Source organism: Streptomyces sp. NPDC096324 (assembly GCF_044763015.1).
Taxonomy (GTDB): domain Bacteria; phylum Actinomycetota; class Actinomycetes; order Streptomycetales; family Streptomycetaceae; genus Streptomyces.
Genome location: NZ_JBIWFK010000002.1, coordinates 16,225 through 29,842 on the forward strand (window position 1 = coordinate 16,225; position 13,618 = coordinate 29,842).

10 protein-coding genes are annotated in these 13,618 nt (G+C 71.4%); 2 read left to right on the forward strand and 8 right to left on the reverse strand.

Annotated features, from left to right (window positions below):
• Positions 1-153: 153 nt before the first annotated feature.
• Positions 154-2,043, reverse strand: coding sequence for a galactose oxidase-like domain-containing protein (locus ACIQ7M_RS03620; RefSeq protein WP_403639282.1), 1,890 nt, complete (start codon positions 2,041-2,043; stop codon positions 154-156).
• Positions 2,044-2,396: 353 nt separating this feature from the next.
• Here ACIQ7M_RS03620 and ACIQ7M_RS03625 point away from each other — a divergent pair, with 353 nt between their 5' ends.
• Positions 2,397-4,667 carry a Dyp-type peroxidase gene (locus tag ACIQ7M_RS03625; RefSeq protein ID WP_403639284.1) on the forward strand — a complete coding sequence of 757 codons (2,271 nt, stop codon included), beginning with the start codon at positions 2,397-2,399 and terminating at the stop codon, positions 4,665-4,667.
• A gap of 191 nt (positions 4,668-4,858) precedes the next feature.
• Here the strand turns inward: ACIQ7M_RS03625 and ACIQ7M_RS03630 are convergent, their stop codons facing one another.
• The 4 genes from ACIQ7M_RS03630 to ACIQ7M_RS03645 form a co-directional block, all read right to left on the reverse strand.
• Positions 4,859-5,221, reverse strand: coding sequence for a hypothetical protein (locus ACIQ7M_RS03630; RefSeq protein WP_403640861.1), 363 nt, complete (start codon positions 5,219-5,221; stop codon positions 4,859-4,861).
• 66 nt (positions 5,222-5,287) lie between these two features.
• Positions 5,288-5,773 carry a hypothetical protein gene (locus ACIQ7M_RS03635; RefSeq protein ID WP_403639286.1) on the reverse strand — a complete coding sequence of 162 codons (486 nt, stop codon included), beginning with the start codon at positions 5,771-5,773 and terminating at the stop codon, positions 5,288-5,290.
• 619 nt (positions 5,774-6,392) lie between these two features.
• Complete coding sequence (locus tag ACIQ7M_RS03640; protein WP_403639288.1) at positions 6,393-7,379, reverse strand: aldo/keto reductase; 987 nt, start codon at positions 7,377-7,379, stop codon at positions 6,393-6,395.
• 72 nt (positions 7,380-7,451) lie between these two features.
• The gene (locus tag ACIQ7M_RS03645) at positions 7,452-8,117 is read right to left on the reverse strand and encodes an NUDIX domain-containing protein (protein ID WP_403640864.1); all 666 of its coding nucleotides are present in this window, start codon (positions 8,115-8,117) and stop codon (positions 7,452-7,454) included.
• A gap of 107 nt (positions 8,118-8,224) precedes the next feature.
• On the opposite strand from ACIQ7M_RS03645, the gene ACIQ7M_RS03650 reads away from it, so the two are divergent.
• Positions 8,225-8,578 carry a hypothetical protein gene (locus ACIQ7M_RS03650; RefSeq protein WP_261707414.1) on the forward strand — a complete coding sequence of 118 codons (354 nt, stop codon included), beginning with the start codon at positions 8,225-8,227 and terminating at the stop codon, positions 8,576-8,578.
• Between the two features lie 40 nt (positions 8,579-8,618).
• Here ACIQ7M_RS03650 and ACIQ7M_RS03655 read toward each other — a convergent pair whose 3' ends face one another.
• The 3 genes from ACIQ7M_RS03655 to ACIQ7M_RS03665 all read right to left on the reverse strand — a co-directional run bounded on the left by ACIQ7M_RS03655 (position 8,619) and on the right by ACIQ7M_RS03665 (position 13,579).
• A complete protein-coding gene (locus ACIQ7M_RS03655; RefSeq protein ID WP_403639290.1) occupies positions 8,619-9,497 on the reverse strand; it encodes a universal stress protein in 879 nt (292 codons plus the stop codon).
• 206 nt (positions 9,498-9,703) lie between these two features.
• Complete coding sequence (locus tag ACIQ7M_RS03660; RefSeq protein WP_403639292.1) at positions 9,704-10,744, reverse strand: LacI family DNA-binding transcriptional regulator; 1,041 nt, start codon at positions 10,742-10,744, stop codon at positions 9,704-9,706.
• Between the two features lie 63 nt (positions 10,745-10,807).
• Positions 10,808-13,579, reverse strand: coding sequence for a glycoside hydrolase family 3 C-terminal domain-containing protein (locus ACIQ7M_RS03665; RefSeq protein WP_403639294.1), 2,772 nt, complete (start codon positions 13,577-13,579; stop codon positions 10,808-10,810).
• Between the last annotated feature and the right edge of the window lie 39 nt (positions 13,580-13,618).

The window sequence follows — 13,618 nt, forward strand, 5'->3', positions numbered from 1 at the left end:
GATCCCCGGCAAGACCGGCGAAGGGGTTTCTCCGGGACCGTGTCAAACAGTCGGAGAATCCCCGGAAATGACAGAGGGCGGGGTCGCCGGTCAGACGGGTTCCACAGCCGCTTCACCAGAGCCCGGCCCGGCCCCCGCCCACTCAATCAGTCACTACCTCGCTCCCCGGGTCTGGCCGCCCGAGGCCGGCTTGAGCTGGACCCAGCCGGCGGTGCTGGGCACGCCCTCCTCGTTCAGGAGGAAGAGCATGTAGTAGCCGGGAGGGGCGGCATTGGCCGACGGCGGGGCCTGGAGTTCGAGGAAGTTGCCGCTGCGGCTCTTGATCCTCAGGTCGAGGTGGCGCTGGCTGGTGTTGACCGAGTGGGTCGCGGTGGTCGGTGCCAGCAGGACGGCGCGGGTGACATCGGAGGCGGTGTTGCTGCTCACCGTGATCCTCTCGTTGTATCCGACGGACGGGTTGAACACGGTGCCGAGGTGGGGGCGGCTGCCCTGCTGGAGGTAGGCCGGCTCGTAGATCTCGATGCTGCCGTTCATGTCGTCGCCGACGTCGGGGTCGTTGGCGAGCTGCTGGAGCTCGTCACCGGTGACCATCACCCGGCCGTCCGGAAGCACCACGGCGTTGGAGTGGTAGCCGCGCGGCAGCCGCTGGGCCGGGCCGAGCTTCCAGTTGCCGTTCTCGTCGCGCAGTTCGATCTGGCGGTACTTCAGATCCGCGTTGGGGTTGTACGTGCCGTTGCCGTAGTCACGGATGTCGAAGGCGCCGTTGACGGTCATCAAGGTCGCGTCGGGCATGAGCAGGGTGTCGTCCTGGGTGCGGCCGAAGGCTCTCGCCTTCTCCTTGCTCCACTGGCCGCCGACCAGCTGATAGGTGTTCGGGTCGTCCCGGTCCCCGCCGAGCACCAGCACCGAGTCCGGGCCCTTGAAGCCGGCGGGTAGCGGCACGGCGGACCCGTAGTTGCGCGGCATGTTGTCCGGGCGAGGTGCCAGGTCCGTCCGGGTCTCGGCGGCGGGGTCGAACTTCCACTGCTGGTCGGGGTTCCGGCCCAGGCCGTAGATCTTGCCGTCCCGCAGCGAGAAGAGGTGCGGGTAGTCACGCTTGAACGGGGCGTCGGCCTTGAACAGTTCCGGCGCCCAGCCCTCCGGCTTGTCCGTCTTGGCCGTGGGCACGGGCTTGTTCAGGGCGGGGAAGCGTTCGACGATCGAGGTGGGGGTGCCCCAGCCGAGCTCCGACTGGCCGGACATGATCAGCTGCCGCCCGTCCGCGCCGGTCACCACCGACGGGTACCACCGGCCGACCACCATGTCCTGGTTCTGGTACCACTTCTCCTCCCACGGGTCGAAGACGAGGGAGAGCTTGGCGCCGGAACCCCCGTTGCCGCCGAGGTTGCCGCCGAAGACGCCGAGCATCCCGTTGGGCAGGAAGGAGTGACCGGCACAGAAGAACGGCGCGGGGCGGGGCTGGTTGAGCCCGTCCGGCATGTTGATCACGGGCGGCGTGACTTTGGTGAACGAGCCCGGGCCGGTGCCCTTGGCCGGATCCCACAGGTACGCGCGGCCCGCGTTCTCCTTGCCGATGGTGTCGGTCGGGGCCGGCTCCTTCTGAGGGTTGCTCTCGATGCGCTCGAAGGAGAACAGCAGCACCTTGCCGGTGGGCAGCATGGCGATGTGCGCGGCGAAGTCCGGGGACTGGAAGTACTCCCGGAACCTGCCGGCGTCCAGCGCGTCGAAGTCCGCGTTGACCTTGGCCTGGGAGGCCGCAAGTGCCTTGAGCCGCTCGGTGCGGGTGGACTGCGGGTACTCGCCGACGGCCTTGAGGGCCCTCCTGGTCATGGCGTGTTCCTCGGCGTGCTCCTCGCCGATGACCGCCGCCTCGTCGGGGTCGGCCTGCGCCCGGTCGGCCGAGTGGGCGTCACCGCCGTGCTCGTGGGCGGCGGCCGGGCCGGACGACAGCATGGTGAGGGTCAGCGCGGGGGCGGCACACGCGGAGATCGCCGCGTACAGCATCCGTCTGGGCGACGGGCCGGTCAGCTTCCTGGGGGACATGGGACTCCTTGCGAGAGAGGGCGGGCACGCAGCTGTGGCGTCGCGGCCACTTCGTGCCACCGATCCAATGACGAGGACATGGCGAGAGCACGTGACAGGAGCGCACGACGCAGGCATATGACTACCCACAGTGTTCGCGTGCCGGACAGCCGCTGTCGCGCGATGCCGGGCAGGTGGGTGATCCCTCGACCGCCAGGCGGGTCAGAACCCTTACGGGACAGGGGTTCTGCGCCACGAAACAGGATCGCGACACGGTCGGCCCGGAGACGCCCCCACGTTCACGTCGACCACGCAGCGTGGCGTTGTGATTACTATGATGATCTCGTGGCATATGCGGCTGTCAAGGAGAAAACATGAGGGAAGACCTCAAACTGTGTCAGAGTGACGACATCCAGGGTGATGTGATCGCGGGCTTCAAGAAGGACCGCATGACGCTGCTCTTCCTCAAGTTCGAGGACCCCGCGCGGGCACGCACCTGGGTGCGGCGGCTCGCCTCCCAGATCTCCACCACCAGACAGGTGGCCACCTTCAACGCGGCGTTCCGCAAGGCCAGACAGGCCACCGGCGGCGACGACCCGCAGACACTGAAGGCCACCTGGACGAACGTCAGCTTCACCTACGAGGGCCTGAAGGTCCTCAACGGCGGCAAGGACCCACTGCCCTCGGTGCCGAGGGGCGGCACTCTGGAGGCGTTCAAGGAGGGGTCCCACAAGCGCTCACTGGGCGACACCGGCGACAGCTCACCCGAGAACTGGCTGTTCGGGGATGGCAAGGGCCAGACCGTGCACGCCGTGATCACCGTCGCCTCCGACACCGCCGAGGGACTGCAGGACGCGCTGACGGCCCAGCGCGAGGCAGCCGCGCAGGCCAAGATCGTGATCGTCTTCCAGCAGAACGGCGCCACGCTGCCGGGAACACGCCGTGGAAAGGAACACTTCGGCTTCAAGGACGGGGTCAGCGAGCCGGGGGTCATCGGCTTCGACGAGCCCGATCCGAAGCGGCCGGAGTACGTCAAGGACCACCCGGGCACCCGGCTGATTCCGCCCGGTGAATTCGTCATCGGGCACGACCGGGTCGGCGGGATTCCGTACGACGAGATGCCCGAGTGGGCCAGGAACGGCAGCTTCCAGGTGGTGCGCCGGCTCGGTCAGGACGTCCCGGGCTGGTGGGCCCAGGTCACCGCGCAACTGAAGGTCCTGAGGAAGGCCAAGGTGGTGCCGGACGAGGCGACCACCGAATGGCTGGCCGCCCGCCTGGTGGGCCGCTGGCGCTCGGGCACACCCGTCGCCAAGTGCCCGCACGCCGACATGCCGGACAACGCCCTCGCGAGCCAGGACAACGACTTCGGCTACCGCAACGACCCTGAGGGGTTCACCACCCCGCTCTTCTCCCACCTGCGCAAGACCAACCCCCGGGACGGCCTGCAGGAGCGGCCCGGAACGGACCCGTTCCCCGAGAACCCGGTCATGGACCGACGCCGGATCATCCGCCGGGGCGCTCCCTACGGCGCGCCCTTCGACCCGGCCTCGGACGGCCCCGGCGGCCCCGACCACCCGCGCGGACTGCTCTTCGTCTGCTACCAGTCCGACCTCGTCGAGCAGTTCGAGTTCATCCAGAAGATGTGGATCAACGACGTCGACTTCCCGCCGAACCGCGCTGCGAAGCCCGGCCCCGACCCGGGGGTCGGCCCCACGGGCAAGGTCGCCTTCGAGAGCCCCAACGCGACGACCGAGCTGAGCTTCCATCAGTTCGTCACCACCGAGGGCTCCGTCTACAGCTTCGCCCCCTCGCTCACCACACTGCGACTGCTGGGCGACGGCCGCCTCACCGACAAGCTCCCGGACACGGTCCGGCCGACCGACGCCTTCCTGCCGATCCCCGATCGCCAACGGGACCAGGGCAAGAGTTGGTACTGGGCTTACGGGACCGGCGGCGACGGGCCGGCCTGTCGCACCATCTCCATCGCCGACGGTGACGAGCACAGGGACGTCGTCGAGCGCCCCGACCGGCCCCTGCCCACCTGGTCGTGCTACGACGGCGTGTCGAAGGTGGACGCGATCCTTCCGGTGCCGGACGAGCAGCGCGTGGGCGGCCGGAGCCGGTACTGGCTGTTCCACACCGTGGAAGGCCGCCAGGTCTACCGGCTGATCTCGGTCGCGGACGGAGCGGAGTCCGGGCTCGCCCCCGAGGCGGCAGCCGCCGTCGACCGGCCTGACCGACCGATCTCAGCCTGGGCCTCGTTCAACGGAATCGCGCGTGTGGACGCCTTCCTGCCGGTGCCCGACATGCAGCGCCAGAACGGGAAGAGCCACTACTGGCTCTTCCACTCCTCCATGGGGGAACAGGTCTACCGGCTGATCTCGATCGCCGACGGCTCCGCGCACAACGACGTCATCGAACGCGGCGACCGTTCGCTCAGCCTGTGGCAGTCACTGGCCGGTATCTCCGCAGTGGACGAGTTCCTCGCCGTACCGGACATGCAACGTATCAACGGGCTGAGCCTGTTCTGGGTATTCCACCAGCAGAAATACCGGATCATCTCCATCGCCGACGGCCACGGGCACAACGACCAGGTCGCGGTCGAGGACCGCCCGATCACCCTGTGGAAGTCCCTGACCGCCTGACGCACGCTCCGCCGCCTCACCCACTGAACAAGAAGTCCCGGCTCGGACAGTGTCCGAACCGGGATTCAGTGGAGCCGCCCTCGACATCACCAGTTGACATCAACCACGTTGGACGTAGGCGGCCTTGAGCGATCCGCGACGCTCCACCGACAGCACGGCGAGGGCGGTCCTGGGCCCGCGGGATCGAACTCCTAAAGCGGTGGCTTCTTGACAAGCGGCAGCGGCCAGCCGGCGCAGGCCACCAGTGCGCTGCCGTCCTCGGTGAGGAAGAGCAGGGTGGTCCATGTCCGATCGGCGGAATCGATCAGCCCCGTGCGCACGGGCCGGCCATGTTCACTGACGAGTTGCACCGCTCGTTCCAGCCCAAGAGGTTCGAGTCCGTGCATCCGCATGCGCTGAAGTCGGCCCTTGAAGACTCCGGCATGTACGCCGGCGGGTTGTGCCCGGTCTGCGTCTGCCACCCAGTAGGTGGCGCCGCTGCGGAGGGTGGCCAGAGCTATCACAGACGCCTCGTCATCACCGGCCAACAGCGATTCCAGCACATGCCGTTCCATGGTCACCCCCGTTTGAATCCTGCGGTACAGCAGCCAAGTACCGCAACCCCAGGTCGCAGCGTCGAATCAGCCGAAGTCGTTGATCTGGTCGCTCGTTGCAGGGCTGGTGGCCTGCCACTGCTCAGGACTCAGCAGACGTGTCCGCGCGGCCAGACGGCGCAGGGCGGCGATGGCACCTTCGTCGAGCTGGGCCCCGCTGTAGCCGATGTACGCCACGACACCGGGCGCCGGCTCCCAGGCCAGCGCGCCGTTGCCACCGAACGCGGACGTGATGATCGCGGGCTTGCCCTTCACGGTCCCCGCCGTCTGAACACGGGCGGCGTACAACTGGTCTTCGAGGCCGCCGCACCGGGCGACGCCGGTGAAGGTCAGGCCGCCCGAGAGCCCGTCCACCTCCCCGGTCTCGGCCGAGCTGTACCGGGCCTCGTGTATGTAGGTCGGGCGTGAGGTACCCGTGGCCGTCACTGAAAGTCCGGGCGGTGATTCGATCTCGGGGCGGCCCGAGGCGACGCTGGTGGCGGCGGCGACAGCGATCAGCTCGGGCTGCGGCAAATCCCCTCGGACTCGCGCGTATGAGCCACCGACCGGCCAGGTGATCCCTCGCTCGAGGGTCCTGCCCGAGACGCTGCCGACCCGGACCGGGCGCCCCCCTGTCGGCGCGGGTACGGGGAACGTGACCACCGCGCCGTGCAGTCCCAGTGAACCGTCCGAACGTCGTACGACCACCGTCAACGGGCCTGCGTCCGCCCTGCGATCACGCCTGATCAGCGTGGCACCCTGAGACAGTCGTAACCCTGTGATCACCATGCCGGGGGTCTGCCCCGCCCTGACAGCAGCGTCCGGGCCATCAGGAAAGACACGGCCGGACGGCGACGCCGACGACGAGCTCACGGGTGCCGCCGGGTCCTGCTCGTCGGACCCGCTCACGGCCACGATGCCCACCACGAGCGCCGCGCACAGGGCCACGGCTGCGGCCGCAGCGATCAGCCGACGCGGCGGTCTCCAGGGCGGTCGGTCCGAGCCACTGCTGAGCACATCCCCCATGCCCACAGTCTCCCTCGACAGGTTCCGGGCCGTACAGACAGCGGCGTCGTCGGTGCCGAAACACAGGGAATCGCGGAGCCCGTAAAAGACCCAAGCTTCCCGAGCTCAGGTCTCGGGGCCGGGGGTGTCAGTGGGCCGCGTCCAGACGGGCCCGCTGGTCCGGGGTGAGTTCCAGGTCCACCGCGGCCAGGTTCTCCTCCAAATGGGCCACCGAGGACGCTCCGGCCAGCGGGATCAGCGGCAGCTCGCCGCCGAGCTGCCAGGCCAGCACGACCTGGTTGAGGGTCGCGCCCGTCTCCTTCGCCACCTCTCGGAGCACGCCGAGCCGGGCCGCGTTCCCCGGGTGGTCGTAGTCGGACGGCAGCGGCTTGTCCCGCCGTCCGTAGGCGCCGCCCAGCAGCGGCGAGTAGGCGACCAGGGTCAGTTCCGGCTCCGCCCCCAGGTAGCTGAGGAGTTCTCCGGTCGCGGCGCCGAGGTTTCCCTCGGGGAAGAGCCCGCTCGGTACGTCGGAACGCGGGCGCAGCAGGCTGTGGTGGTACTGGAGGACCTCGTAGCCGGGCAGTCCGGCCGAGGCGGCCAGGGCGCGGGCCCGCTCCACCCGCCAGACGGCGTGGTTGCTCACCCCGAGGAGTCCGACGCTACCCGCCGCGACGAGTTCGGCGAACGCCTGGACGGTCTCGCCCGGTTCGACGGTGCGGTCCTCTATGTGCGCGTACAGCAGGTCGATCTTCTCCACGCCGAGGCGTTCCCGGCTCCTGTCGGCGGCCTCGCGGATCACCTTGGCCGACAGGCCCTCGGGGTTGTCGACGTAGCCGGTCCCGGGGGCCAGCGGGCGTGCGCCGAGTTTGGTCGCGAGGACGATCTCGTCGCCGACACCGCGGCTGCGCCGCCAGCGTCCGAGCAGTTCCTCGCTCTGGCCGCCCTGCCCGCCGTCGGTCCAGAAGGCGTAGTTGTCGGAGGTGTCGATGAAGTTGCCGCCGGCCTCGACATAGCGGTCCAGTACGGCGAACGACGTCTTCTCGTCGGTCAGTGAGCCGAACAGCATCGCGCCGAGCGCGAGCACACTCACCTCACGGCGGGTCCCCGGGTCCGTGCCGATCGTGCGGTAGCGCATGGTGTTCCCTCCCGTTCGGGCCCGAAGTCCCCGGGCCCGAACGGGAGTCTGGTCGTTGGAGTGCTCTTGAGGTCAAGCCTTGGCGAAGGGCCCCTCCAGGGCGGCCCACTGCAACAGCATGATCGTCTTGGCGTCCGCGATGTCCCCGGTGCGGATCATCGACAGGGCCTCGTGGAAGGGCAGTTCGATCGTCTCGATGTCCTCGCCCTCCTCGTCGAGTCCGCCGCCCTCGTGCGTACGGGTGGAGGGGCCGTACGAAGCGGCGTAGAAGCTCACCCGTTCGGTGACCGAACCCGGGCTCATGTAGACGTCGAAGACGTGCTCGACCTCCCCGACGGTGTGCCCGGTCTCCTCGATGACCTCGCGCCGTACGGCATCCTCGGGGTGTTCGTCGTCCTCGTCGAGGAGCCCGCCGGGCGTTTCGACCAGCATGCCGTCCGGGTGGCCGTTGACATACGTGGGATAGCGGAACTGCCTGGTCAGCAGGACGGTTTCCCGCTCGGCGTCGTACAGCAGGAGGGTGGCTCCGTTGCCGCGGTCGTGCGTCTCACGCTCCTGGGTGCTCCAGGTTCCGTCGGCGAGTCGGAGGTCGAAGGTGGTGGTGCGCTCCACGTACCAGTGGCAGGACAGGAGTTGCACGTCACGGATCCTGACGCGCGGGTTGCCGGTCAGATCACGGCCCGTCCGGTCGAGTCCGGTGCGGCCCCGGCGGTCGGGGGTGTCGATGCCGGCGGTCATCGCGCGCGGGCCCGGCGGGCGCGGGAGTTGTCGCTCATGAACATTGTCTACCATCCCGAGACCAAGATCCCGGTTACAGCGGGGCTTCGCCCGTTTAGGCTCACGGCATGGAACAGACGGAGATCATCCTGCGCGCCATCGGCGTGCTCACCGAGACCAACGCCATGGTGCGCAGGATCGCCCAGGACGAGGAGGACGGGGTCGAGTCGGCCGAGAACAACCTGGGCGCTCTCGTCACCGAGGTGTTCCCGCGGGTCGAGGTACCCGGTGACGCCGGGCCCGCGGAGGCGGGACAGGCGGTCGCGGACGCCTATCTGCCCGCCGCCATCTCGCTGGTGGGCGCCTTCGCGTTCCTCTTCTCCGAACTCGCCGACCTCCACGACTCCGGGCGGACCGACGTCACGACGGCCGATCTGCTCCAGGACCTCGCCCTGCGGATGTCCCGGGCCGACAACACGTAGTTCCGCGGCCGGCCCGGGGCTCTCATCCCTCGGTCCCGGGTCAGGAGTGCGGAACGACCGCCACCGGGCAGGGCGCGTGGTGCATCACCGCGTGGGCCACCGAGCCGATCCGGGCACCCACCGCGGAGCGGTCGGCCCTGCGGCCGACGACCATCAACTGGGCCCGGTCGGAGAGGGACAGCAGCACCTGGCCCGCGCTGCCCATCTCGATGTGCTGGGTGACGGGCACCTGGGGGAAGCGGTCGCGCCACGGCTGGAGCGCCTCGGCCAGCGCCTTCCGCTCGTACGGCTCCAGGCCGCCGGCCTCGTCGAGCATCTTCAGCGAACCGGGGCTGTAGGCGAACACCGGCGGCAGGCTCCACGCCCGTACGGCCCGTACCGCGGCGCCACGGGCCGCCGCGGTCTCGAACGCGAACCGGAGACCGGCGTCGTCCTCGGGACCGCCCTGATGGCCGACGACGATCTCCCGGCCGCCCGCCTCGTCCTCGGGCCGGTCCTCCGAGCGCACCAGCACCACCGGGCAGGGCGCCTCGGCGATCACCCGCTGGCCGACGGAACCGAGCAGGAAGCCGACGAACGCGCCGTAGCCGCGCGACCCGAGAACCAGGGTCCCCGTGTCGGCCGCGACGCCCAGCAGCGCCTCGACCACGTCGCCTCCGGTCGAGTCGATCACGTCGACCGTGACCCCCAGACCGTCGTGCCGGTCGGTGACCGTGCGGGCCGCGTCCTCGATCATGCCGTGGACCCACTGTGCCTGGTCCTCCCGGTCACCACCGCCGACCATGTCGTGCGGCGGCCAGTGCCAGGCGTACACCACCCTGAGGGCCACGTCCCGGCGGACGGCCTCGCGGCCCGCCCAGGCCATCGCCGCCCTGCTCTCGGGTGATCCGTCCACGCCCACGGTGATCGGGTGGGTCATCCGCCTGCCTTCCGTCGCCGGCCCGCCTGCCCGGCCGGGTGCTGATCCATCCTGACGGCTCCAGTGTCCGCCACCGGCGGCCACGACGGACGCGCGGCGGGACGCGCCCTGGACGCGTGGTGCGGGACGCGCCCTGGACGTGGGACAGGACATGCGGGGGCGGCAGGGGCTCCGGGGTGTGTCCGACCCGTCCCGTCCGCCCGGTCCTAGGCCGACGCGCGGATCACCAGTTCCGGGTCGAAGATCAGCGACGTTGGTTCGGTGCGGACGCCTCGGATGTGCTCGTCCAGCAGCGCGGCCATCGCCGCGGCCATCTCCTCCACCGGCTGGCGGACGGTGGTCAGCGGCGGGCGGCAGGTCACCGCCACGCTGGAGTCGTCGAAGCCGACGACCGCCACATCGTCCGGCACCCGTCTGCCCCGCTCCCGCAGCAGTTGGCACACCCCCTGGGCCATCAGGTCGTTGGCGGCGAACACCCCGTCCACATCCGGGTGTTCGGCCAGCAGCCCGGACATCGCCGCCATACCGCTGTCCAGCGTGAACCCGCCCTCCGCGACCGGGACGTACGGGTGTCCGCCGCGGGCCATCGTGTCGCGGAACCCGGCGAGCCGGTCCTGGCTCGCGGCCACGCGCAGCGGCCCGGTGACGGTGACGATCCGGCGGCACCCCCGGTTCAACAGGTGTTCCGCCGCCAGCCGCGCGCCCTCGCGGTGGGCGAGATCGACGTAGCTGAGCGGCACGGGACGGGAGGGCCGGGCGAAGAGGACGGCGGGCAGGCCCGCGTCGGCGAGCAGGGCGGGAAGCGGGTCGTCGGCGTGGGTGGAGACGACGAGGGCTCCGTCCGCGCTGCCCTGCCGGAGGTCGGCCAGCACCTGGGCCCTGGTCTCCGCCGATTCGGCGAACATCAGCAGCGGATGCATCGAGCGCGGCCGCAGGTATCCCACGACGCCGCTGACGACCCGTCCGAAGAAGGGGTCCGCGAACACCCGTGCCGCGAAGGCGTTCTGCTCCTCCCCCGGGGTGTCGCCGGCGCCGGAGACGATCAGCGCCACCGTCTGGCTGCGCCGGGTCACCAGTGACCTCGCGGCCCGGTTGGGCGCGTACCCGGTGCGCTCGATGGCGCTGCGCACCACCTCCTGGATCCCGGGGTCGACGTTGCGGACACCGTTGATGACCCGGGACACGGTCGCGCGGGAGACTCCGGCCACCCGCGCGACATCCTCCAGCGTGGGAGCCTGTCTGCTCATGGCGGCACCCTAACGGCACGGCACCGCCCCGGGATAGAGCGCTCTCCCCGTCCGCCCCGGCGCTCAGCCGACGGCCCGGACCAGTGCGGTGGCCGTCAGCGGCAGGGCGCCCGCGGAGCTCCCGGCGAGCACGCGGTAGGGGCCGGGCCGCGTGCGCCACGCGTGTGCGTCCTCGGCCCAGTGGCGCAGCGCGCGGGGCGGTATCCGCACCGACACCGTTGCCCGCTCGCCCGGTTCGGCGCTGACCGAGGTGTACCCCGCGAGCCAGCGTTCCGGGCGGACCGGCGGGCCGGGAGGCCCGGCGAGATAGACCTGGACGACCTCGCGTCCGCGTCGCGGGCCGGTGTTGCGGACGTCGACCCGCACGGTGAAGGGCTCCCCGGCCACGATGTCGTCGGGGACGCGCAGCCCCTCGTACGCCCAGGTGGTGAAGCCGAGTCCGTGCCCGAACCAGTAGGCCGGTTCGCGGTCGTGGCGCGCCCAGGCGCGGTAGCCGATGTGCAGGCCCTCGGTGTAGTCGAGGCGTCCGTTCTCGGGCCGGGTCCGGGTGACCGGGGCGTCGGCGAGGGCCGCCGGCCAGGTCGTGGGCAGCCGCCCGCCGGGTTCCGCCCGGCCGAACAGCACGTCGGCCAGGCCCGCTCCGCCCTCCTGGCCGGGGAACCAGGTCAGCAGGACGGCACCGGCCCGCGCGCGCCAGGGCAGTTCGACCGGTCCGCCGCTGTTGACGACGACGACCGTGTGCGGTGCGGCGGCGGTCACGGCCTGCACCAGCTCGTCCTGGCGTCCGCCTAGGCCGAGGTCCGTCCGGTCGCAACCCTCGGACTCGGCCTGCTCGGTGGTGCCGACGACCACGATCACCGCGTCGGCGTCGCGGGCCGCCCGCACCGCCCCGGCCAGGGCCGGACCGTCGTCGGGGCGCGGTGGGGCGGCGGTGACGACGGTGGCCCGGCCGGTCCCCGGGGCGAGTTCACGGCGCGCCACCACGCGCGCCGGGCGTCCCGCCGTCAGGTGGACGGGAACACCGTGGACGGGCGGGTTCACGTGGACGGCCGCCGGATCGTCGGTCTCCTTGTCGAACTGCCCTTGCAAAACCACGTGTTGGTCGACCGTGATGCTCAGGCGGCCGAACCCGCCGACTCCCAGCGTCCACGGCCCCGAGGTCCGTGGAAGCAGGACGACGGCGATCTCGACGGTGTGCGCTCCGGGCGGCAGCGGTGGCTCCAACTGGCGTCCGCCGAGCCGGTGTCCGGTGAGCAGCTCGCACCCCGTCGCGTCGAGGACACGCAGCCGGACGCCCGGATCGCCCGTGACGGGATCGGTGCACAGGTCCGGGGTCAGGGGCGGCGCGGGCGCGCCGGTCGAGGGGCCCGGCACATGGAGGACCCGTACGCCGTCGCCGAGCGCGTCCCTGATCCCGTCGAGCGGAGTGACGACCCGCTCGGGGAAGACCCCCGCGCTGCCGCCGCCCTGGGTGCGCGGCAGGACCGCGTGCGCGCCGATCACGGCGACGGTGCGCAACCGGGCGGGATCGAGCGGGAGGACACCGCCATTGCGCAGCAGGACGGTGCTCGCGGCGACGGCCTCGCGCAGCAGCGCACGGGCGCGGTCCCGGCCGATGCCGGACGGGGTCGGCTCCGGCGCCGAAGGCGCGCACACCGGCTCCGACTGCGGGCCCGACACGGACACCGGCACCGCGGGCGCGCACGACGGCGCTGGCTCCGCAGGCACGCACGGCGACGCCGCCTGCGGATGCGGGTCGGACCCCGCCGCAGGCGAGCACGCCGGGTCCGGTCGCGGCTCCGACGCCGACATCGGCACCGGCACCCACGGCGAGTCGGGCCGCGGCTCCGAAGCCGTCACCGAAGGGAGCCGCGGCGATTCCGGCTGCGGGTCCGCCGTTGACAGCGGAGGCGGCGGCACCGGTGACCCCCCAGGGAACGACGGCGCCTCCGGCGCGACCCCCGGCTCCCCCAGTGCGCCGCACGTGGCGGCGAGGGCGAGCAGGCGCCGCACCTTGTCGTCGACGGCTGCCCGGGGGACACGCCCCTCCTCCACGGCCCGCACCAGCGCCTCGCCCCAGACGCTCTCCGGCCCCGGCATCGCGAGGTCGAGGGCGGAGCGGGCGGCCGGTTCCCCGTCCCGCACCGCGCCCCAGTCGGAGACGACCACGCCGTCGAAGCCCCACTCCCCCTTGAGGGGGTCGTCGAGCAGCGGACTGGCGGTCATCGTGGCGCCGTCGACGCCGTTGTACCCGGCCATGACGACCCGGACGCCGGCCTCGACGGCCGCCTCGAACGGCGCCAGGTACACCTCGCGCAGGACCCGCTCGGACACCCGCACGTCGACGGTCAGCCGGTCGGTCTCGGAGTCGTTGGCCACGTAGTGCTTGGCGGTGGCGGCCACTCCCCGCGCCTGGATGCCCCGGACGAGCGCGGCGCCGGTGCGGCCGGTCAGTTCGGGGTCCTCGGAGAAGCACTCGAAGTGCCGTCCGCCGAGCGGTGTCCGGTGAAGGTTGAGGGTGGGCGCGAGGACGACGTCGACGCCTTTGCGGCGCGCCTCGGCGGCGAGCAGCCCGCCGAGACGCTCCACCGTCTCCTCGTCCCACAGGGCCCCGAGCGCGGACGCCGAGGGCAGCAGCAGGGCCGGATCGCGCTCGTCCCAGGACTGCCCGCGCACTCCGGCGGGACCGTCGGAGAGGACCATCTCCCTGAGTCCCAGGGCCGGTTCGGCCCGGGTGCGCCAGGTGGTCGCACCGGTCAGCAGCCGGACCTTCTCGCGCAGGGTGAGTTTGCCGAGGAGCGCCTCGCGCTCCGCCGCGTCGTCCGTCCCGCTCACGCTTGCCGCCTCATCCCTGGGAGAGCGCTCTCCCTCAGT